Raw genomic sequence first — 21,582 nt, forward strand, 5'->3', positions numbered from 1 at the left:
AACGGGAGCCGTCATCCGGCTCCCGTTCCGATTCCCCAGCGCGATGCGCGTTATTCCGCTTGCACGTCCACCCGCACCCGGATGCGATCTCCCGGGTGGTAGTTGGTGCGCGTGTGATACGTGCGGTTGGCGTATTCGTAGGTCACGTCGTAACCGGAAAGCCGTTCGTCATCGTCGTGATAGCCGTCGCGGCCGGTCATGGGGACCGGATCGCAGACCCGCACCGTGCCGCGCCTTTCCTGCTGGCGATTGCGCTGCGAACTGTCGTAGATGGATCGACCGGCCATGCCGCCGACCATCGAACCGACCGCGGTGCCGACATAACGTCCGCTGCCATCGCCGATCTTGCTGCCCAGCACCGCGCCCGCGATGCCGCCGATGACCGTGGCCACGGTGCGATTGGCTTCATTGCCGCGGTTGTCGCGGTAACCGTCGTTGCCGCCGTAGTAACCATCGCGACCCTGGTAGCGATCGTCGCGATATCTGTCGTTGCGGTCGTAATAGCCATCGTTGCCGGCGTAAACGTCATCGGCCTGGCGGTAGTAGCACTGCCGTGAGTCCTGCATCGGACGATTGCCATTGCCATAGCCCGATCCGATCACCGGATCGACCCGCAGCACCCGCGCGTAATCGTAGGTCGCGCCCTGGCTGGAATCGTACTGGCTGGAATCGTAATTGCCGTCCTGCTGCCCGGAGTAGTAGCCGGAGGATTGCGCCGCGGCGGTACCGGCGAAGGCGAGGCCTGCGGCGAGCAGGCTGGCGGAAAGACGTTTCATCGAGGTGACTCCCAGCGCCGGAGTGGCGCAGGGCATCCTCGATTCACGCGGGTTAAACAAGTCTGAACTCAGCGCCGGAGCGACTGCCGGTTTAGCCATGCGACAGCTTGCCGGGCGATATCCGACGCCTCGCGTCCCAGCAAAGGCCCGACGTGGCTGGATGCAAGCGTTTCCAGCCGATCGGCCTGCCATTGCCTTGCCATCGCGCAAATTATTTCCGGTGGAACGTCGTCGTCCCGCACCGATGCGATCAACAGCGCGGGACAGGCAGGCCTCCCTATTTCGATGCCGGCGCGCGCTTCACGCAGCGCCGATCCGGATTCGTCGCGCCAACGACGGAAAGCGAAAGCCGCAGCCGCTTCATCTCCATCGCACAAAGCATCGCGCGTGGAAGCCAATCGCGCATTGCGTCGCCAGGGCACCACAACAGCGTCCCAATCGCGTCGGGGCAATTGCCGGTGCCAGGGCGCAGGCGGCAAGGGATTGACCAATACCAGCGCATCGGCCTGGTTCGTGGACATTGCCGCGAGCAAACCGCCGAGGCTGGCACCGATCAGCACGCGCGGATGCGGCAAGGCTTGCAAGGCATCACTCACCTGGGTTCGGTAATCCTGCAGCGTGGTCGCCGCGAGTCCTGCCGGCGACGGCTGCAATTCCAGCGCATGCACGGCTATGGCATGCGCTTCCAGCACGCCACGCCACAGGTTCCATTCCCACGCGCCGCCACCGGCGCCGTGGACCAGCAGCGCGTTGTACGCGCCCAATCCCGACTACTCGACCAGTGTCGCTTCCAGGGTCACCGGCACGGCCAGCACACGCGAAATCACGCAACCGGCCTTGGCCGCCTGTGCGATACCTTCGAATTTCGCCGCATCGATGCCCGGCACCTTGGCCGAGACGACCAGCTTCACTCCGGTCACGGTCGGGCCCGGGTCCATTCCCGGCTCCATCGACACTTCGGCACGGGTCTGGATGCTGTCCGGGGTGAAGCCTTCCTTGCCCAGCACCGCCGACAGCGCCATGCTGAAGCAGCCCGCGTGCGCGGCCGCCAGCAATTCCTCGGGATTGGTGCCTTTCTCGTCGCCGAAGCGCGTCTTGAAGGAGAAATTCTGCGCCTCGAACAGACCGCTCTGCGGCGTGCTCATGTTGCCCTTGCCGGACTGCAGGTCGCCATTCCATACCGCATCGGCGAATCGTTTCAGGGCCATGTCGTTATCCTCGGGGTGGGGGGAATGCAGCTTACACCCGGTTCCGTTCACGGCCCGTACCGCAGTGCGGCTTGACCGTTCCACGGGCGGCCGCAATGCTGGCCGCCCGCCATGACCGCCCGCCGGGCATCACGCTCGCCATCGGTCTGGGATGCACGGCCCGGACAGCCATGACGGCCCTTCGAACCCCACCACGGGAGGAACGGCCTCATGCCTTATTCGACAGAACAGATCCGCAACGTGGCCCTCGCTGGCCACCCCGGCGCCGGCAAAACCACCTTGTTCGAAGCCCTGCTGCATGCCGGCGGCGCCCTGCAGACGGCAGGCAGCATTGAACGCGGCAGCACCGTTTCCGATTTCGACCCGATCGAAAAGGACCGCGGCCATTCCATCGACGCGGCGATCGCCAGCATCGACCACGCCCCTCACGGGCAATCCCCCATCCACATCAACCTGATCGACACCCCCGGCTATCCGGATTTCCGCGGCCCCACCCTGTCCGCGCTGGCCGCGGTCGAGACGCTGGCGATCGTCGTCGATGCCGATACCGGCATCAGCCACGGCACCCGCCGGATGATGGAGCACGCCAAAGCGCGCAACCTGTGCCGGGTGATCGTGGTCAACAAGATCGATCACCCGGGCGCCAAACTCGGCACGCTGCTCGACGACCTGCGTGAAACCTTCGGCACCGAAGTGCTGCCGATCAACCTGCCGGCCGAGGGCGGCAAGCGCGTCGTCGATTGTTTCTGGCAAGCCACGGGCGTCAGCAACCTCGGCCCCGTCGCCGACTGGCACCAGAAGATCATCGATCAGGTGGTCGAGATCAACGAGACGGTGATGGACCGCTATCTCGAGCAGGGCGAATCCGGCCTGCAGGGCGAGGAACTGCACGACGCCTTCGAGCAATGCCTGCGCGAAGGCCACCTGGTGCCGGTGTGCTTCGCTTCCGCGCGCAGCGGCGCCGGTGTGCGTGAACTGCTGGACGTGGCCGAACGCCTGTTTCCGCATCCGGGCGAAGCCAATCCGCCGCCGTTCGTGAAAGGCAGCGGCGACGAGGCCGTGCCGATCGAGGCCAGGCCCGATCCGGGCGCGCATGTCATCGCCGACGTGTTCAAGATCGTCAACGATCCCTTCGTCGGCAAGCTCGGCATCTTCCGCGTCTACCAGGGCACGGTGCAGAAGGACACGCAGTTGTTCGTCGACGACGGCAAGAAGCCGTTCAAGGTCGCGCACCTGTTCAAGCTCAAGGGCAAGGACCATGTCGAGATCGCGCAGGCGATTCCCGGCGACATCGCCGCCGTGGCCAAGATCGACGAACTGCATTTCGACGCGGTGCTGCACGACAGCCACGACCAGGACCATATCCACCTCGCCCCGCTCGCCTTCCCCAGGCCGATGTTCGGCCTGGCCATCGACGCCGCGCGCAAGGGCCAGGAGCAGAAACTGGCGACCGCACTGCATCGCCTGGCCGAGGAAGACCCCTGCTTCCATGTCGAGCATGAGATGGAGACCAACGAGACGGTGATCCGCGGCCTGTCCGACCTGCATCTGCGGGTGAACCTGGACCGGTTGAAGGATCGTTACGGGGTGGAGGTGACTTCGCGGCCGCCGCGCATCGCCTATCGGGAAACGGTCAGCACCCAGTCCGAAGGCCATGCCCGGCACAAGAAGCAGACCGGGGGCGCGGGCCAGTTCGGCGAGGTGTTCCTGCGCATCGAGCCGTTGCCGCGCGGGACCGGTTTCGAATTCGTCGATGCGGTGAAGGGCGGGACGATCCCGGGACAATTCCTGCCGGCGGTGGAAAAAGGCGTGCGCCAGGTGCTGCAGGGCGGCGCGATCGCGGGCTATCCGATCCAGGACGTGCGAGTGACGGTGTACGACGGCAAACACCATGCGGTGGACAGCAAGGAGGTGGCGTTCGTGGCCGCGGGCAAGAAGGCGTTCCTGGATGCGATCGGCCAGGCGAAGCCGCAGGTGCTGGAGCCGATCGTGGACCTGGAGGTCAATGCGCCGGAGCAGCACATGGGCGATATCAGCGGCGGGTTGGCGAGCAAGCGGGCGCGGATCCTGGGCACGGATTCATTGCGCGGTGGCGAGATCGTGGTCAAGGCGCAGGTACCGCTGTCGGAACTGGAAGGCTATGCGGCGGAGTTGAAGTCGGTGACCGCGGGAAAAGGACGCTACCGGCTTGATTTCAGCCATTACGAGCCGGTGCCGGGAAATCTGCAGCAGCGACTGGTGGAGGCTTACAAGCCGAGGCATGAGGAAGACTGACTGCTGCATGCTGCATCCGCACACCGGGCATCTGCGGATGCGAAACCCGTCGTTCGATCCGGCCGGTTATCAGCTGATTGGAAAAAAATACATGGAAAACCGCTTTTCCCCTGCTTTTGGTATTGGCGTAGCCGGGTAATTGCCCTACATTGCGCATGCCGACGTGGTCGGCCCGATTTCCCACCATTGACTGTAAAACAGGACATTTATGGCAACGAGCAAGAAGAAAGCCGCGCCCAAGAAGGCCGCCCCGAAGAAAGCCGCCGCCAAGCCGGCAGCCCCCAAACCCATCAAGGAAGCACTGAGCAAGTCCGGCCTGGTCGCCCACATCGCCGAAGCCACCGCCGTGGCCGCGAAGGATGTCCGTGCCGTGCTGGCCGCGCTGGAAGGCGCCGTGCATGGTTCCGTCAGCAAGAAGGGCGCTGGTTCCTTCACCCTGCCCGGCCTGCTGAAGATCAGCGCCGTCAGCGTGCCGGCCAAGCCGAAGCGCAAGGGCATCAACCCGTTCACCAAGGAAGAGCAGTGGTTCGCTGCGAAGCCGGCTTCGGTGAAGGTCAAGGTCCGTCCGCTGAAGAAGCTGAAGGACGCCGCCGCCTGATCGCGATGCGTCATGCAACACCTGCTCGGGACGGCATTGCCGTCCCGAGTCGTTTCCGGGTCCTGGATTCCGGCGACGCCCGTGGCATTGGTCACGGTTGATAGCGAGTGAACGTGGCCACAGATATGAAAGCCGACTCCACGACTCAGGAACACGCCGCATGCAGATCCAGGGCTTTCTCGACCACTTGCTCAAGTCCGCCCAGGGTGGCGGCAACGACAAAGCGGTCAATTCCGCATCTTCGCAAGGCGGTCTGGGCGGCCTGCTCAATGCCGATTTCGGCAAGGGCGCCCTGACCGGCGGCGCTCTGGGCCTGCTGCTGGGCAAGAACAAGACCACGCGCAAGCTGGCCACCTATGGCGGCCTGGCCGCGATCGGGGTGATGGCCTACAAGGCCTATGGCGACTACAAGCAACAGCAGGGCGGCGCGGACGCATCGGCTGAGCCGCAGACCGTGGATCGCCTGCCACCGCCGCAGGTCGAATTGCACAGCCAGGCGATCCTCAAGGCGCTGGTCGCCGCCGCCAAGGCGGACGGACACATCGATGCACGCGAACGCGCGGTGATCGAGGGTGAGTTCATCCGCGTCAATCAGGACGCCGGACTGCAGCAATGGCTGCATGCGGAACTGGAAAAACCGCTGGATCCAGCCGAAGTCGCCAGCGTCGCCAGTACGCCGGAAATCGCGTCGGAGATGTACCTGGCCAGCCTGATGGCGGCCGACGAGCAGAATTTCATGGAACGCGCCTACCTGGATGAGCTGGCACGCCAGTTGAAACTGGACGACGCCTTGAAGTCCAGGCTGGAACAGCAGATCAAGCAGTCCTGAAACACGGGACGCCGGTGCTCGGCACCACGTGCGGCATCGCGTGTGTCGATACGCGAAGGCGGACTCGGCAGCAGGCAGACGGATATGGGGCATGGGTCGGGGTCGCGGGCGGCATTACTGCGCACATCCGGATGGATGGGAACCTGGACGGGAAACCGGCGACCTGGTCATGGCGGTTAGTCCACTTGGCACCGTAGCTGCCACCGGCAATGCACGCGGCACCCCATTGCACCTGCATTACGGCATTTATGGAAAGGACGGCGTTCACGATCCGGTGCCGCTGCTGGAGGCGCACCGACCCTAAATCGCCCGAAGATTCGCGTGGAACAGTCCATCGCGGGCGCAGGCCTCGTTGCACCGCGATCGCGGGCTTATCTTGTCTGGACCCCGCATTGCCGAAGTCGTTCCCATGGCCAACAATTCCCACCGCTACCGCATCACCGTCACTCCCGTCGAAGACGACGGCCTGCCCTGCCAGAGCCGTTGCACCATCGAGTTCGAGCACACCTGCCACGACGACTGGATGCGGATCCTGGAATCGATGCAGCGCCAGCGCGGCTTCAGCGGCGACGAACGCGCCGCCCTGACCGTGGGCACCAAGCTGCTGAGTGGCCTGATGCTCGCGCACCGCAAGGATGCCGACGACCTATTCGCGCCACTGCGCCCGCACATGGGCGAATTCATCAAGGAACTGAAGCAGCGCAACAGCGCGGTTTGATCCGTTCAGGTCCGGCTCGACTATCCTTGCCGTCACCATTGGATGTGGACCGGATCACGCCGGTCGGGAGCCCTGATGAAAGCACTGGTCGCCGCCGAAGCCGTCGAATTGCGCCAGCTTCCCAACATCGGTCCGGCGATGGTCGAGGACTTCAAGGCACTGGGCATCGCCCGTCCCGCGCAACTGGCCGGCAAGGATCCCTACGTCCTGTACCAGCGCTTGTGCGAAATCACCGGCACACGCCACGATCCTTGCGTGCTGGACACCTTCATCAGCGCGGTGCGCTTCATGGACGGTGGACCACCACGACCGTGGTGGCACTACACAGCGGAACGGAAGCGGCTGCATCCCGGCATCTAGGTCGTGTTGCCGGCACGATTGAAGCTGCATTCACCGCCACAGGTTATGGTGCGCTTTCCTTCGCGGAGCCCATCGATGCGCGCACGTACCCTGCCAGTTGCCCTTGTCCTGTTCGCCAGCGCGGTCCTGGCCGGTTGCACCACGCTCGATGCGGTGTCCAGTTGGCTGGGCAATCGCGTGGCGTTCACCGCGCCGCAATTGCAGCGCAATCTGGACAACAGCTTCCCGCGCGAATTCGACAAGCTGGGCGGCCTGGTTTCCGCCACGCTCAGCCATCCGCGCCTGAGCATTCCCGCGGGCGACAGCCGCCTGCGCCTGGATTTCGATATCAAGGTCAATGCGTTGGGCGCGCGCGACGTCAGCAGCGGCCATTTCGCCCTGGCCAGCGGCCTGCGTTACAACCCGGCCACGCAGGGCCTGCATCTGCAGGACCCGGAACTGCTGAGCATCGACATGCCCAACACCGGCACGCTGCTCAAGGGCGGCACCCGCGAACTGCTCAATGCGGTGCTGGTGGAATACGCCCGCGAAGAACCCGTCTACCGCCTCGACAGCGACCTGCTGCGCAAGCTGCCCCCGGGCAAGCGCATCGCCTCGACCGACATCGAAAACGGCCTGGTGGTCGTGCATCTGGACCGATAAGCATATGACTCATTCCCTCGAACGTTTCTTCGGAATCGCCTGCCTGTTGCTGGTACTGGCCAGCGCTCCCGTACGCGCCGCCGATACCCGGGACAACGAATTGAGCGTCGATGCGCCGCGGATCCAGCAATACCTGGCCGGCGAATTCCCGCGCGAATACGAAGCCCTCGGTGGCCTGTTCACCCTGACCGCGCGCGATCCCGAGCTGACCATTCCACCCACCGGACAGCGCCTGCGGATGGCGTTCTCGGCCAGCGCCTCGTCCGCTGGCGGCGCAAATACTCCGGTGGGACGCATCCACATGAGCAGCGGCTTGCGTTACGACCCGCAGGACAGCGCGCTATATCTGGACCAGCCCACGCTGGACGAGGTGCAACCCGCCTCGCCCGGTCAGCGCGTCGATGAGCAGACCCGCATGCTGCTCAATCTGTGGTTGACCGACTACGCCAGGAAGGAGCCGTTGTACAAGCTCGATCCCGCGCTGGTCGCCACCCTCGGCGGCGTGCAGGTGGAATCCACCCGCATCGAGAACGGCCACATCGTGGTCCGTTTCAACCAGCCGATCACTTTGCCGGGGCTTGGCGATGCGCAGGACTGAAGCATTCGCACTGGCAGCGGCGTTCTGCGCCGGCCTGTCCGCGTGCACGCCGACCGACCAGCCGGTTCCGGCTGCCGCTGACGGGCACGCTCCCGGTCGGGCTGCCGCTGAGATTTCTGCGGTTGCGCCACCGATGACGACACCCGTACAGGAAGCGGCAACTGCCGCGGACCAGGCCAGCAGCGACCAGGCCACGCCCGCCGCGGCCAGACAGGTCGTCATCGACTATTACGCCGCGATCGACGCACGCGATTACGCCAAGGCCTATGCGCTGTGGAGCGACAACGGCGCGGCCAGCGGGCAGAACTACGAGCATTTCAGCGGCGGCTACGCCAATACCCAATCGGTGAAGGCCAGCGTGGGCGAACCCTTCGATGAGGAAGGAGCCGCCGGTTCGCGCTATATCCAGGTCCCGGTGGAACTCAAGGCCTTGCAACGCGACGGCAGCGAACGTGCCTATCGCGGTCGCTTCACCCTGCGCGCGGTGATGGCCGATGGCGCCAGCGAGGAACAGCGGCACTGGCACCTGGCTTCCGCGGAGATGCAGCGGCTCGCGGATTGAATGGACACCCGCGTGACCCATGGTCGGCAAACCACCATGCGCAACGGGCATGCATCAGTCGCCACCATTTCCTGCCTCGGCCTCATCTTGCTGTGCAGCTGCCGCCCCGCTTCCCACGATGGCATCGCGACGAGCGTGAATGCGCCTGCGGCGACAGCGGCGGGCGCTTCCACTTCCAAGGTACCCATCCAGCCACAAGCACCCACCACTGTGCCCGCGGCCTGGATACTTCCTGGCGACTTTTCCCCCGATACGACCCTGCAGGATCTGCAGCGACGTTTCGGTACCGGCAACGTGAAGGTGGAGGAGATACCCGGCGCCGAAGGCGAGAGCTTCCGCGGCGTCGTGCTGTTCCCCGATGACCCGAGCCTGCGCGCCACCGTCTATTTCCAGGACGAACGGAGTCTGCTCGGACTGGCCATGGTGAGCATCGACGAGGATCGCTCGCAATGGAAACTGGCCCCGGGGATCGGCATCGGCACTTCACTGTCCGAACTGCGCCGGATCAATGGCAGGCCCATCACTTTCAGCGGCTTCGGCTGGGATTATGGCGGCACCATCATCGACTGGCATGGCGGCGAGCTTGCGCCCGCAAGCGATGAGGCGGTATTCGCGCGGGTCCAGTTGCGGATGCCGCAAGACGACGTGGGCGAAAAGGCCTATCCGCAGGGCGACTCGCGATTCTCTTCCGACGATCCGCGCTGGAAGGGCCTGGACATCACTGTCGGCGGGATCAGCGTGAACTTCCCCGGCGAAGACGATCTCTGATAGCCGGCCACCGCATTGCTTCAGAGTTCGAAGCGGTACGACAGTTTCACCAGCAGCTGTTCGTCGTCGCGCAGGTCGAAGCTGTCGCCCAACAGCCGGGTAGTGCCTTCCGAGAAAATATTCTCGCCATACCCGCCGCGGCCATAGACCACGTACAGGTAGGACAGCGGCGCCAGCTCGTAGCGGTAGCGGATCTGGAAACCAAGGTTGGAAACGCTGAAATCGTCGACCTGTACGGGACTGACTACTGAGTTACCAGTTGAGTCGACCACATAGGTCTGGCGCAGGTCGGCATCCAGCCCGACCGTCTGCAGCTTGACGCGCAATTCCTGCTTGTCGCTGATGGTCCAATCGAGCCCCGCATTGAATTGCACTTCGCGGGCGTCGTAGCTGCCCAGCAGGTTCCGTTCGCGATCCCATACCAGCCAGTCCGGCGTGTGATCCGCATAGATGCTCGCGACAAGGCTGAAGGCATCGCTGATGAAATAGGTGGGCGAGTACTGGATGCTGTAACCGACCCTGGAATTTCCCGCCAGCCCACCGCTGTACAACTGCATTTCCACGTCGTGCGCCCAGTCGCCCTTGCGCGGCCGCTCGTACTCGAACACCGCATTGAAGTTGCCCGGCCGCTTCACCGAGCCATGGCCACGGGTCAGCAGGTCGTCGACGCCTGCGCTGTTGACATTGATCTGCGCGTATTCGTAGCTGCCGTTGCGCAAGCGGCCCTCGCGGCTCATGCGGAACTGGTCGTTGAGCTTTTCGCCATGGTCGTTGTAATTGCTGCTGGCCCGCCAGCGCCACTCCTTGGACGAATAGCGCGACTCCTGCGGCTGGTCGGCGAAGCGCTTGCGCACTTCCCAGTGCAGGTAGTTGGTGCTGTTGCGCGACAGGTAGCCGGCGTCGTTGATCTGCAGGTCGTTGCCGAAATGCATCGCAATCCACTGCTGGCGCCAGCCATGGTCCATTTCGTAATCGGCCCAGAGCGTGCCGCCCAGGTCGCGCGTGGTTTCGCCCGCCTCCTCGATCCGGCTGCCGAACACCCGGGTCTGCACGTTCCAGCGCTGGTTCGGCCGCCAGTTGTGGTCCACGCCCAGCACGGTCGCCTCGCGGTCGAGGAACGGACGTTCGACCCGGGTCAGCATCACGCCCAGGTTCTGCTTGTCGAAATCGCGGACCAGGCGCAGCGCATGGAACGAGCGCCCCGCTTCGCCGGCCTCGTCCGCGGCGAACACGCCGTACTTGGTCTGGCCCAGGCTGCCATTGATCTTGACCGCGGCGGTGATGTCGCCGGCGCCATCGCCGTCATCGGCCGGTCCGCCGACTCGGCGCGTGTACAGCAACTGGCTGAAGTCGGAAGGGGTGGTGTATCCGAACAAGCCCTGGTTCTCGGTGAAGAACGGCCGCTTGTCGCTGATGAAAGTCTCGGTGGCGCCGAAGTTGACCACCAGGTCGTCGCTTTCCACCTGGCCGAAATCGGGGTTGATCGTCGCGGTCATCTGGAACTGGCCGTTCGGCTTCCAGAAGATGTCGGCGCCGCCGTCGAAGTCGCTGCCGCCATGCACGTTGTCGTACAACCCGGAAACATACGGCGTGACGGTCAGCAGCGACTGGCTGTATTGCGCCACTTCGACCACGGCGAAATCGGACAGGAAGCGCGGACGCTCGAAACTGGCGGCCGGCCAGGCCGAGCGCTCGCCGGTGGAACCGATCACGCGGTCCAGGTTGATCCTGATCGTGCGCTTGTCGCCCTGCGCCTTGCGCATCGGCGCGATGTACCAAGGGATCAAGATTTCCGCCGACCAGCCACCGGCATCCTCGCTGACCGCATGCTTCCAGTTGCCGTCCCAGTCGTTGTTGAAGCTGTTCTCGTTGCTGATCACCGCATCGGCGATGCCGTCGGTCGAGGACAGGGTGAAGCTGTAACCGGTGCGGCCATCGCCGTCGAAATCGACATTCAGGTTGACCCGGTCCACCTGTTCGTCGAAATCGCGCTGCACGCGCTGGCGAGTGCGCGGGATGCCTGCCGGCTGGGTGTTACGGAAGCCGACCGCCAGCCCCTCGGGCGTGGCCAGGATCCAGGCCTCGGTCGGCTGCGACCCCGGCAGACGGGTCAACGGCTGGGTCATGCGGAAATCATCGACATGCCGGGCCCCGGCCCACTCCTGCGGGTCGATCCGTCCATCGATCTCCACGGCCATGGCCGGCATCGCCAGTAACGACAACAAGATTCCCGATAATCCGCGCATCGATTCCTCCTCCTTGCGATGCGCAGGATAAAGAAGGTGCGAGCGACCCCGCCCCTCCCGATGGTCATTGCAACCTTTTCGCCGCCGCCTGCATCCGCAGGAACAGGTTCACGCGGTAGCGTCGTGGGTGACGAAGGCGTTCTCGCCTTTCGGCAGCTCCAGCCACTCCGGATGCGCCAGGGCGCGACCGATATCGGCCAGCCCCGATTGCCAGTGTTCGCGCATGGCCACGCGGCCGAACTGGTAATCCTTGAAATGACCGAAGCGCGCGCGGTCGCGGTAGATCAGGTGGATCAGGCTGTAGCGCCGGTTGCAGGCCAGTTGCTCGGCGCGTTGGCACCACGGATTGGTCTTGCGCACGCTGTCCGGGATCTCTTCCAGCAGCTCGCGCAGCAACCGCCGGTAATGCTGGCCGACGCGCTGCATGTCGGTGATGGTGCGGGTGCGGCTGGAATACTGGATTTCCTTCTCGCGCTCGGCCACGTCCAGCAGGTTCTGCGGCAACTCGCCCCGCGCGTTCCACAGGTCCACCTGGAACACCAGCGAGTCCCGCCGCGGTTCGGTGTCGAACACCTGCGACAACGGCGTGTTCGACACCAGCCCGCCGTCCCAGAAATAACGGCCGTCGATTTCCACAGCGGGAAACGCCGGCGGCAAGGCGCCCGACGCCAGGATATGGCGCGCATCCAGGCGCATGTGCGCGTTGTCGAAATATTCCAGGTTGCCGCTGGCCACATCCACCGCACCGACCGAGACGCGGATGCCGCCCTCGTTGAGGCGATCGAAATCGACCATGCGCTCCAGCGTTTCGATCATCGGTCGCGTGGTGTAGAAACTGGCGCGGGTCGGGCCGGACGCGGTGAACGCATCCTCGCCGAACCAGCTGCGCGGCTGGTAGAACCCGCGCTGGCCTTCGATCATCGCCCGCCACGCTTCCCAGGCATCGAGCCAGGCGCGCGCGTCCTCGCCGATGCCGGTGAAGCGCGCCTCCTGTCCCAGCGTGGTCGCCGGCAGCAGGTAGGGCTGGGAAATGGTTTCCCAGAATTCGCGCAGCGCATCCATCCGCCGCTCGGGCGGATTGCCGGCGATCAGCGCGGTGTTGAATGCGCCGATGGAAATGCCGGCGATCCAGTTCGGCACGATGCCCGCTTCATGCAGGCCCTGGTAGACGCCGACCTGGTAGGCGCCGAGCGCGCCGCCGCCCTGCAGGACCAGGGCGATGTTTTCCGGCAGCTTCGATGCAGGGGCGCTTTTCCGGCGCGGCGCGGCCGGCCCGGACTTGGTCTTGCCGGCGCGCTTATTCACGACATGCTTGGCGGCCATGCAGCGTTACTGCATGTACCAGCCGTGGCTGACCACCACGCTCTGCCCGGTCAGCGCATTGCTGGGGAATTCGCACAGGAACTTCACCGTCTGCGCCACGTCTTCCACCGTGGTGAAGATGCCGTCCACGGTCTGGCCCAGCATCACTTTCTTCACCACTTCCTCTTCGCTGATGCCCAGGTTCTGCGCCTGTTCGGGAATCTGCTTCTCCACCAGCGGCGTGCGCACGAAACCGGGGCAGACGACATTCGCCCGCACCCCATGCTTGCCGCCCTCCTTCGCCAATACACGGGCCAGGCCCAGCAGGCCGTGCTTGGCGGTGACATAGGCCGATTTCAGCGGCGAGGCTTCATGCGAATGCACCGAGCCCATGTAAATCACCACGCCGCCACGGCTCTGACCGGTACCGCTGTCCTTGTACATGTGCGGCAGGACGGCTTTGGTTGTCAGGAAAGCGCCGTCCAGGTGGATGGCCAGCATCTTCTTCCAGTCGGAGAACGCGTAGTCCTCGATCGGGTTGATGATCTGGATGCCGGCGTTGGAAACCAGGATGTCCACGGGGCCGAGTTGTTCGACCACCCTGGCGACGCCCGCATCGACCGCAGCTTCGTCGGTGACGTCCATCGCCACGCCGACCGCCGTGCCGCCGGCGAGGATGATTTCATCGGCGACGGCCTGCGCACCGGCGAGGTTGAGATCGGCGATGGCGATCTTCGCGCCGGCCCTGGCCAGGTTATGCGCGATTTCCTTGCCTATGCCGCTGGCTGCGCCGGTGACGACGGCGACCTTGCCTTCGATCGGTGAACCCATGGGGGACGACTCCTGGAAAGTGGGGAACCTCCATAGTGTCGCAAACCGCCTGTTACAGCATCGTACTTGTGGCCGATGCGGCTACTTGGCCTTGGTCTTCGGCTGCAGCATGGTCCCGGTGCATTTCTTCGAGCCGCACTTGCATTCCCAGACCTTCTTCAGCCGCGCGGTGTGCGGTTCGTCCAGGGTGATGCCGTAGTTGTAGGTGAGCTCCTCGCCAGCCTTGATGTCGCGGATGGCCTCTATCAGCACCCGGTCCTTCTTGCGGTTCTTGCCGTCGTGCTCGTCGATCAGCGCTTCGCAGTTGGGATCGCAGCTGTGGTTGATCCAGCGCGCCTTGTTGCCCTTGTGGTTGGCATCGATGACGTATTCGTCGTTGAGCGTGAACAGGAAGGTGTGGCCGGACTCGACGTCGCCGGTGTCGTCCAGGTCGACTTCCTCATGGGTGCGGCGCTTGCCCTTGTATTCGACGACGTGCTCGCCCTTCTTGATGTCGGCGATGGCGAAAACGCCGTTGCCATGGATGTCGGACTGGCGGGCTTCGATCTTGCGGGGCATGGACTTATCCGGGGTGGGGAACGCGCATTGTGACCCGCATGGGCGTATCGGTGCCATCCATGGGGTCACCGGCCTGTCCTGTCCGTCGATACGGCTGCGTTGTAGCCGGACACCCGACAACTTGATGAGCAGGACCATGGCCTCGATGAAATCCACCGGTTTGATCCCCTTGCTGGCGCTCCTGGCGGCCTGCCAGCCCGCCGCGGCGCCGCAAGCCGCCGCACCCGCCCCGACCGTGGATCTGGTCGCGCGCGGCGAATACCTGGTCAAGACCACCGGTTGCAACGACTGCCATACCGCTGGCTATGCGGAACAGCAGGGCAACGTGGACAAGGCGCAATGGCTGACCGGTTCGCCGCTGGGTTACAACGGCCCGTGGGGCACGACCTACGCGGCCAACCTGCGCCTGCGTCTGCAGGACATGAACGAGGCCCAATGGCTGGAATACAGCGCCAGCCTGCGCACTCGCCCGATCATGCCCGACTTCAGCCTGCGCGCCATGAGCGAAGAAGACCGGCGGGCGATCTACCATTTCGTCCAGTCGCTGGGACCTGCCGGACAACCCGCACCGGCCTACCTGCCGCCAGGTCAGACGCCACCGCTGCCTTATTTCTCGCTGGTCGTGCCGGCGGCCCCGGTTGCGCCCACCAGCCCTGCGGCGCCTGCCGCGCCCGCAGCCCCGGCGGCTTCCGGCTCCGACTGAACCCACCCGGCTTGGCCGGATGGATCATAAAGCGTACAATTTCGGTACGCTTTACGGACCCCTCTCCCGCCATGCTCCGCGTCACCAAGCTCACCGACTACGCCACCGTCGTCCTCACCGTGCTCGCCGCACGGCCGGGCGACGTGCTCAGCGCGGCCGACCTGGCCGAAACCGCCGGTCTGGAAACGCCCACGGTCAGCAAACTGCTCAAGCCACTGGCCCAGGCCGGGCTGGTGACCAGCCTGCGCGGCGCCCGTGGCGGTTACCGGCTCAGCCGCGACGCTGGCGAAATCACCCTGATCGAGATCGTCGAGGCCATGGAAGGGCCGCTGGCGATGACCGAATGCAGCCAGCACGACAGCCATTGCGGCATCGCCGACCAATGCGGCGTGCGCGCCAACTGGCGCCTGATCAACGACGTGGTCGGCGACGCGCTGCGCGGCGTGACCCTGGCGCAGATGCTCAAGCCCCCCTCTTCCTCCAGCGATGTGAAGCGGCGTCCCATCGCCCTGCGCGTCGCGACAAGTTAATGAAGAACCAGCTAATGAACAGGCAGCCCATGGCCACCGAAGCAGCCCCTGACCAGGCAGCCTTTGACAAGGCCATCCCCGCGAAGAACGCGGAAATCGTCGAGCAACTCGGCCGTCGCTACGACGCTGGTTTCATCACCGACATCGAGTCCGACAGTTTCGAGCCCGGCCTCAGCGAGGACGTGGTGCGCGCGCTCTCCGCCAAGAAGGAAGAGCCGCAGTGGATGACCGAGTGGCGGCTGGCGGCCTACCGCCACTGGCTGACCATGCCGGTGCCGCACTGGGCGAAATTGAACATCGCCCCGATCGACCTGCAGTCGGTCAGCTACTACTCCGCTCCCAAGGGCCCGAAGTACAAGTCGCTCGACGACGTGCCCAAGGAACTGCTCGACACCTACGACAAGCTGGGCGTGCCGCTGCACGAACGCGCCAAGCTCGCCGGCGTGGCGGTGGACGCGGTGTTCGACTCGGTCTCGGTCGGCACCACGTTCCGCAAGGAGCTGGCCGACAAGGGCATCATCTTCTGCTCGATGTCCGAGGCCATCAAGGACCACCCGGACCTGGTCAGGCAATACCTAGGCAGCGTGGTGCCGACCGGCGACAACTACTTCGCCGCGCTGAATTCGGCGGTGTTCTCCGATGGCAGCTTCGTGTTCATTCCCGCCGGCGTGCGCTGCCCGATGGAACTGAGCACCTACTTCCGCATCAACGCCGGCCACACCGGCCAGTTCGAGCGCACCCTGATCATCGCCGAGGACCGCAGCCACGTGTCCTACCTGGAAGGCTGCACCGCGCCGATGCGCGACGAGAACCAGCTGCACGCCGCGGTGGTGGAACTGGTCGCGCTGGAGGATGCGGAGATCAAGTACTCGACCGTGCAGAACTGGTACCCCGGCGACGAGAACGGCGTCGGCGGCATCTACAACTTCGTCACCAAGCGCGCCGAATGCCGTGGCGCACGCAGCAAGGTCACCTGGACCCAGGTGGAAACCGGTTCCGCCATCACCTGGAAATACCCGAGCTGCGTGCTGCTGGGCGACGACTCGACCGGCGAGTTCCATTCGGTCGCGCTGACCCACCACCGTCAGCAGGCCGACACCGGCACCAAGATGATCCACATCGGCAGGAACACCAAGTCGAAGATCATCAGCAAGGGCATCAGCGCCGGCCGCGGCCAGAACAGCTACCGCGGCCTGGTGAAAGTGGCCAAATCCGCTGCCGGCGCGCGCAACTACACCCAGTGCGACAGCCTGCTGATCGGCAAGCAATGCGGCGCCCACACCTTCCCCTACATCGAAGTGAAGCATCCCGACGCCATCGTCGAGCACGAAGCCACCACCTCCAAGATCTCCGACGACCAGATGTTCTACTGCCGCGCGCGCGGCATCAGCCAGGAAGATGCGGTGAGCCTGATCGTCGACGGTTTCTGCAAGCAGGTTTTCCGCGAGCTGCCGATGGAGTTCGCGGTGGAGGCGAAGAAGCTGCTGGAAGTGAGCCTGGAAGGCTCGGTCGGATAACCGACAAACCACGAACGTAGGAGCGACGTAAGTCGCGAATTGTTTTCCCGGATATCTCCATCGCGACTTACGTCGCTCCTACGCCAATATCGGAACTCCCTGATCCCGGGAATAGAGAATCAAAATGCTGACAATCGAAAACCTCCACGCCCGCGTCGCCGGCAAGGAAATCCTCAAGGGCCTGTCGCTGGAAGTGAAGCCCGGCGAAGTGCATGCGCTGATGGGCCCCAACGGCGCCGGCAAGTCCACGCTGGGCAACATCCTGTCCGGGCGCGAAGGCTACGAGGTCACCGAGGGCTCGGTGATCTACCAGGGCAACGACCTGCTGGAACTCGCGCCGGAAGAACGCGCCGCCGCCGGCGTGTTCCTGGCCTTCCAGTACCCGGTGGAGATTCCCGGCGTCAACAACACCTACTTCCTGCGCGCCGCGCTCAATGCGCAACGCAAGGCGCGCGGCGAAGCCGAACTGGACTCCATGCAGTTCCTCAAGCTGGTGCGCGAGAAGCTGGCCGTGCTGCATCTGAAGGACGAGCTGCTGCATCGCGGCGTCAACGAGGGCTTCAGCGGCGGCGAGAAGAAGCGCAACGAGATCTTCCAGCTGGCCGTGCTGGAGCCGAAACTGGCGATCCTGGACGAGACCGACAGCGGCCTGGACATCGACGCCCTGAAGAGCGTCGCCGACGGCGTCAACGCCCTGCGTTCGCCGGATCGCGCCTTCCTGGTCATCACCCATTACCAGCGCCTGCTCGACTACATCAAGCCGGACGTGGTGCACGTGCTGTCCGACGGCCGCATCGCGGAAAGCGGCGGGCCGGAACTGGCGCTGGAACTCGAGGCCCACGGTTATGCGTGGCTGAAGGACCGGGTCACGCCGGAGAAGGCGGCCTGATGAGCACCCTGCTCGACTCCCTCGCCACCGCCTTCAACGGCGACGCCGCCCGCCGCAGCGTCCTCGACGAGGTCCTGCGCGACGGCCTGCCCGGCGCGCGCAGCGAAGCGTGGAAGTACACCTCGCTGCGCGCACTGGAACGGCGCAGCTTCGCTGCGGTCGGTTCGGTGCCGGAAACAGGAATCGAAGCCGTCGCGCATATTCCCGCGCCACGGCTGGTCTTCGTCAACGGGCGTCACGTCCCCGCGCTTTCCGCCCTCGCCACCCTGCCCGAGGGTGTGAGCCTGCAACTGCTTTCCGAAGCCGTCTCCGCAGGCGGCGAAGCGGTGCGCTTCCTCACCCGCCGTTTCGAGCGCAGCGACGAGGTCTTCGCACGCCTCAATGCGGCACTGGCCAGCGAAGGCGTGCTGTTGCGCGCCGAAGCCGGCACTGTGAGCGACCAGCCGCTGCACCTGGTTTTCATCGGCGCGGAAGACGGTGGCGACCGCGCCTGGCACCTGCGCAACCTGATCGAACTGCGCGCCGGCGCGAAGCTGACGATCGTCGAACATCACTTCGCACTCGGCGCGCACGCCCACTTCAGCAATGCGTTGAGCCACGTGCACCTTGCGCAAGGCGCATCGCTCACCCACTCGCGCGTCCAGGACGACAGCGACCGCGCCACCGCGCTGCTGCGTACCGATGCGGTACTGGGGCAAGACGCCGAATACCGGCGCGTGGACCTGGAACTCGGTGCCGCGTTGTCGCGCCACGAGTTGAACGTGCGCCTGGAGGGCGACAACGCCCGCCTGGTCGCCAACGGCGTGCTGCTGGCCGGCGGCAAGCGCCATGTCGACACGCGCCTGGGCATCGAGCATGCCGCCCGCGACACTTCATGCGCGCTGACCTGGCGTGGATTGGCAACCGGACGCGGACGCGTCGTCTTCCATGGCGGCATCCTGATCCGCGAGGGCGCCGATGGCAGCGACGCGATGCTTTCCAACAAGAACCTGCTGCTGTCGGAAGACGCGGAGATCGACACGCAGCCGGTACTGGAAATCCATGCAGATGAAGTAAAGGCGGCGCACGGCGCCACCGTCGGCCGCCTGGATGCGAATGCCCTGTTCTACCTGCGCTCGCGCGGACTGTCGGAAGCACAGGCGCAACAATTGCTGACTGCCGCCTTCTGCCGCGAACCGCTGGCGTTCCTGGCCGATCCGGAGACCGTTTCAGCATTGACCATGCGACTGGACAAGGCGCTCGCAAGCGCGGGAGTGTCCTGAGCCATGAACGCCCCACACTCCATGCCGACGACGACGAACGCTCCGGATTGGGACAGGATCCGCGCGGATTTCCCGCTGCTGGCCCGCGAGGTCCAGGGCAAGCCACTAATCTACCTGGACAGCGCCAACACCGGGCAGAAACCGGCTTCGGTGATCGAGGCGGTGGACGACTTCTATCGCAGTCACAATGCCAACGTCAGCCGCGCCGTGCATACCCTGGGCACCGAGGCCACCGAAGCCTATGAAGGAGCGCGCAACAAGCTGGCCCGGTTTCTCAACGTGCGCGCCGACGAACTGGTCCTGTGCAGCGGCACCACCTTCGCCATCAACCTGGTCGCGTATTCGTGGGCACTGCCGCGATTGAAGGCCGGCGACACGATCCTGGTCACGCGCATGGAGCACCACGCCAACATCGTGCCCTGGCAGTTGGTGGCCGAGCGCACCGGGGCGAGGATCAAGGTCGCCGAACTCGCTCCCGATGGCAGCCTCGACCTGTCCGCGCTTCATGCCGCGATGACCGCTGATGTGAAGATGCTGGCAGTCGCCCATGTGTCCAACGTGCTGGGCACGGTCAACCCGGTCCGCGAGATCTGCCGCGAGGCGCGCAAGCGCGGGATCGTCAGCGTGGTCGATGGCTCGCAGGCCGCACCGCACCGGCCGCTGGATGTCGCCGCCATCGGCTGCGACTTCTACGCCATTACCGGCCACAAGATGTGCGGACCCACCGGCACCGGTGCGCTGTGGGCGCGGCGCGAACATCTGCAGGCGATGCCGCCCTTCATCGGCGGCGGCGAGATGATCAGGGAAGTCAGCTTCGAAGGCACCGTGTTCAACGATGCCCCGCACAAGTTCGAGGCCGGCACGCCCAACATCGCCGGCTTCATCGGCCTGGGCGCGGCGGTGGACTACCTGCAATCGATCGGCATGGCCTACGTCGAGGCGCGGGAAAGCGAATTGCTGGCCCATGCGACCGAGGAGTTGTTGAAGATCGACGGCCTGCGCATCTTCGGACGCGCCCCGGGCAAGGCCGCGGTGATCTCGTTCCTGATCGAAGGCGCCCACGCGCACGACCTGGCCACCTTGCTGGACCTGGAAGGCGTGGCCATCCGTTCCGGCCAGCACTGCGCGCATCCGCTGCTGCAGTCCTACGGCGTGGCCGCCACCTGCCGCGCCTCGCTGGCGTTCTACAACACGCATGATGAAATCGAGCGTTTCGTAGTGGCGTTGAGGAAGGCGCGGAGTTTGCTGGCTTGAATGCTTCCCTTCTCCCTCCGGGAGAAGATGGCGCGAAGCGACGGATGAGGGAAGGAGAATTCTGTCCCTTGGAAAATACATCGCACCTGATCGAGCTTTACCCTCATCCGCCCTGCGGGCACCTTCTCCCGGAGGGAGAAGGAAAGCCGATAAAATCCCCTTCATGACCAATCTCACCTTCCGCCCCGCAACCCTCGCCGACATCCCCGCCCTGGTAATCCTCGTCACCTCCGCCTATCGCGGCGATGCCAGCAAGCAGGGCTGGACCACCGAAGCCGACATGCTGGACGGGCAGCGGATCGATCCGGAAGTTCTGCGGCAAGACATCGAGCGCCCGCGCAGTCGGGTGATCCTTGCGGAGCGCCAGGAGGCAGACGGTCCGGCACTGCTCGCCTGCGTGCACGTGGCCGAAGACGACGGCGCCGGCTACCTGGGAATGTTTTCGGTGCGCCCCGACGGCCAGGGCGGCGGCATCGGCAAGCAGGTGATGCGGGAAGCCGAGCGCTACGCGCGCGAGGATCTGCGGCTTCCCGCCATGCGCATGACCGTGATCGACATCCGCGACGAACTGATCGCGTTCTACGAGCGCCGCGGTTACCGCCGCACCGGCATCACCAAGCCCTTCCCCTATGGCGACGAGCGCTTCGGCATCCCCAAGCGCGACGATCTGCGTTTCGAGGTCCTGGAGAAGATCTTCGACGGGGCCGGCGCATGAGCGAGAACTGGACCTTCGTCTGCGCGATCGGCGAACTCCTTCCCGGCGAAATGAAAACCACCTGGGATGAAACGACCTCGGTACCCATCGTGGTGTTCAACCACGACGGCGCCTACTACGCGCTCGAGGATCGCTGCAGCCACGAGGACTTCGAGCTCTCGGCAGGCGGCTACGACGCCGAAGCCGCTTCCATCGAATGCGTCCTGCACGGCGCCCGCTTCGACATCCGCGATGGCAGGGCCCTGTGCGCGCCGGCCTATACCGGCGTGCCCAAGTTCCCGGTGAAGCTGGAACACGGCGCCGTCTGGACCCGCGACGACCGCGACTGAGCTCTCCACAGCCGGCAGGCTGTTGTTAAGGAGAATCATTATCATTTAAGATGTGCGCCCGCAGCAGGCCGCACGGCATGACTGCGCCGCCTTCCCGCAGCCGCCACCTCGTG

Annotated in this window: 24 protein-coding genes; 17 read left to right on the forward strand and 7 right to left on the reverse strand. The window is 64.9% G+C overall.

Going from position 1 to position 21,582, the window contains the following annotated elements:
• Positions 1-50: 50 nt before the first annotated feature.
• The 3 genes from CSC74_RS06275 to CSC74_RS06285 all read right to left on the reverse strand — a co-directional run bounded on the left by CSC74_RS06275 (position 51) and on the right by CSC74_RS06285 (position 1,984).
• Positions 51-776 carry a glycine zipper 2TM domain-containing protein gene (locus CSC74_RS06275; protein WP_162313507.1) on the reverse strand — a complete coding sequence of 242 codons (726 nt, stop codon included), beginning with the start codon at positions 774-776 and terminating at the stop codon, positions 51-53.
• 68 nt (positions 777-844) lie between these two features.
• Positions 845-1,540 (reverse strand): alpha/beta hydrolase, encoded by a 696-nt coding sequence (locus CSC74_RS06280; RefSeq protein ID WP_162313508.1) that lies wholly within the window; start codon positions 1,538-1,540, stop codon positions 845-847.
• Between the two features lie 6 nt (positions 1,541-1,546).
• A complete protein-coding gene (locus CSC74_RS06285) occupies positions 1,547-1,984 on the reverse strand; it encodes an OsmC family protein (RefSeq protein ID WP_162313509.1) in 438 nt (145 codons plus the stop codon).
• 210 nt (positions 1,985-2,194) lie between these two features.
• On the opposite strand from CSC74_RS06285, the gene fusA reads away from it, so the two are divergent.
• The 9 genes from fusA to CSC74_RS06330 all read left to right on the forward strand — a co-directional run bounded on the left by fusA (position 2,195) and on the right by CSC74_RS06330 (position 9,333).
• On the forward strand, positions 2,195-4,258 hold the full coding sequence (gene fusA, locus CSC74_RS06290; protein WP_162313510.1) for an elongation factor G: 2,064 nt from the start codon (positions 2,195-2,197) through the stop codon (positions 4,256-4,258).
• A gap of 208 nt (positions 4,259-4,466) precedes the next feature.
• Entirely contained in the window at positions 4,467-4,856 is a 390-nt protein-coding gene (locus tag CSC74_RS06295; RefSeq protein ID WP_162313511.1) for an HU family DNA-binding protein, read from the forward strand.
• 160 nt (positions 4,857-5,016) lie between these two features.
• Positions 5,017-5,685: a tellurite resistance TerB family protein gene (locus CSC74_RS06300; RefSeq protein WP_162313512.1), complete on the forward strand. Its 669-nt coding sequence runs from the start codon at positions 5,017-5,019 to the stop codon at positions 5,683-5,685.
• A gap of 409 nt (positions 5,686-6,094) precedes the next feature.
• A complete protein-coding gene (locus CSC74_RS06305) occupies positions 6,095-6,403 on the forward strand; it encodes a DUF3861 domain-containing protein (protein ID WP_162313513.1) in 309 nt (102 codons plus the stop codon).
• A gap of 75 nt (positions 6,404-6,478) precedes the next feature.
• A complete protein-coding gene (locus tag CSC74_RS06310; protein ID WP_162313514.1) occupies positions 6,479-6,763 on the forward strand; it encodes a helix-hairpin-helix domain-containing protein in 285 nt (94 codons plus the stop codon).
• 75 nt (positions 6,764-6,838) lie between these two features.
• Positions 6,839-7,405, forward strand: a complete 567-nt coding sequence (locus tag CSC74_RS06315) for a DUF1439 domain-containing protein (protein ID WP_162313515.1) — start codon at positions 6,839-6,841, stop codon at positions 7,403-7,405.
• Between the two features lie 4 nt (positions 7,406-7,409).
• Complete coding sequence (locus CSC74_RS06320; RefSeq protein WP_162313516.1) at positions 7,410-8,003, forward strand: DUF1439 domain-containing protein; 594 nt, start codon at positions 7,410-7,412, stop codon at positions 8,001-8,003.
• A 133-nt stretch (positions 8,004-8,136) separates the two neighbouring features.
• Positions 8,137-8,565, forward strand: a complete 429-nt coding sequence (locus CSC74_RS06325; RefSeq protein ID WP_162313517.1) for a hypothetical protein — start codon at positions 8,137-8,139, stop codon at positions 8,563-8,565.
• A gap of 135 nt (positions 8,566-8,700) precedes the next feature.
• Positions 8,701-9,333 (forward strand): hypothetical protein, encoded by a 633-nt coding sequence (locus CSC74_RS06330; protein WP_162313518.1) that lies wholly within the window; start codon positions 8,701-8,703, stop codon positions 9,331-9,333.
• A 20-nt stretch (positions 9,334-9,353) separates the two neighbouring features.
• Here the strand turns inward: CSC74_RS06330 and CSC74_RS06335 are convergent, their stop codons facing one another.
• The 4 genes from CSC74_RS06335 to CSC74_RS06350 all read right to left on the reverse strand — a co-directional run bounded on the left by CSC74_RS06335 (position 9,354) and on the right by CSC74_RS06350 (position 14,270).
• Entirely contained in the window at positions 9,354-11,579 is a 2,226-nt protein-coding gene (locus CSC74_RS06335; protein ID WP_162313519.1) for a DUF5916 domain-containing protein, read from the reverse strand.
• 108 nt (positions 11,580-11,687) lie between these two features.
• A complete protein-coding gene (locus CSC74_RS06340; protein ID WP_246192954.1) occupies positions 11,688-12,884 on the reverse strand; it encodes a DUF3734 domain-containing protein in 1,197 nt (398 codons plus the stop codon).
• A 24-nt stretch (positions 12,885-12,908) separates the two neighbouring features.
• Positions 12,909-13,712, reverse strand: a complete 804-nt coding sequence (locus CSC74_RS06345) for a 3-hydroxybutyrate dehydrogenase (protein WP_162313521.1) — start codon at positions 13,710-13,712, stop codon at positions 12,909-12,911.
• Between the two features lie 81 nt (positions 13,713-13,793).
• Positions 13,794-14,270, reverse strand: coding sequence for an SET domain-containing protein (locus CSC74_RS06350; protein ID WP_162313522.1), 477 nt, complete (start codon positions 14,268-14,270; stop codon positions 13,794-13,796).
• 124 nt (positions 14,271-14,394) lie between these two features.
• Here CSC74_RS06350 and CSC74_RS06355 point away from each other — a divergent pair, with 124 nt between their 5' ends.
• From CSC74_RS06355 to CSC74_RS06390, 8 genes are all read left to right on the forward strand, one after another.
• Positions 14,395-14,973 (forward strand): c-type cytochrome, encoded by a 579-nt coding sequence (locus CSC74_RS06355; protein WP_246192956.1) that lies wholly within the window; start codon positions 14,395-14,397, stop codon positions 14,971-14,973.
• Between the two features lie 71 nt (positions 14,974-15,044).
• Positions 15,045-15,503 carry an SUF system Fe-S cluster assembly regulator gene (locus CSC74_RS06360; RefSeq protein ID WP_162313523.1) on the forward strand — a complete coding sequence of 153 codons (459 nt, stop codon included), beginning with the start codon at positions 15,045-15,047 and terminating at the stop codon, positions 15,501-15,503.
• Between the two features lie 29 nt (positions 15,504-15,532).
• Positions 15,533-17,020, forward strand: coding sequence for a Fe-S cluster assembly protein SufB (sufB, locus tag CSC74_RS06365; protein ID WP_162313744.1), 1,488 nt, complete (start codon positions 15,533-15,535; stop codon positions 17,018-17,020).
• 133 nt (positions 17,021-17,153) lie between these two features.
• Positions 17,154-17,909 carry a Fe-S cluster assembly ATPase SufC gene (gene sufC, locus CSC74_RS06370; protein WP_425501435.1) on the forward strand — a complete coding sequence of 252 codons (756 nt, stop codon included), beginning with the start codon at positions 17,154-17,156 and terminating at the stop codon, positions 17,907-17,909.
• Positions 17,909-19,171, forward strand: a complete 1,263-nt coding sequence (gene sufD, locus CSC74_RS06375) for a Fe-S cluster assembly protein SufD (protein ID WP_162313525.1) — start codon at positions 17,909-17,911, stop codon at positions 19,169-19,171. Before sufC ends, sufD begins: the two co-directional genes overlap by 1 nt.
• A gap of 21 nt (positions 19,172-19,192) precedes the next feature.
• On the forward strand, positions 19,193-20,425 hold the full coding sequence (locus tag CSC74_RS06380; protein ID WP_425501436.1) for a cysteine desulfurase: 1,233 nt from the start codon (positions 19,193-19,195) through the stop codon (positions 20,423-20,425).
• A 163-nt stretch (positions 20,426-20,588) separates the two neighbouring features.
• Positions 20,589-21,140 (forward strand): GNAT family N-acetyltransferase, encoded by a 552-nt coding sequence (locus CSC74_RS06385; protein WP_162313527.1) that lies wholly within the window; start codon positions 20,589-20,591, stop codon positions 21,138-21,140.
• Positions 21,137-21,469 (forward strand): non-heme iron oxygenase ferredoxin subunit, encoded by a 333-nt coding sequence (locus tag CSC74_RS06390; RefSeq protein WP_162313528.1) that lies wholly within the window; start codon positions 21,137-21,139, stop codon positions 21,467-21,469. Before CSC74_RS06385 ends, CSC74_RS06390 begins: the two co-directional genes overlap by 4 nt.
• Positions 21,470-21,582 lie beyond the last annotated feature (113 nt).

The sequence above is a fragment of the Pseudoxanthomonas yeongjuensis genome (assembly GCF_010093345.1).
Lineage (GTDB): Bacteria > Pseudomonadota > Gammaproteobacteria > Xanthomonadales > Xanthomonadaceae > Pseudoxanthomonas_A > Pseudoxanthomonas_A yeongjuensis.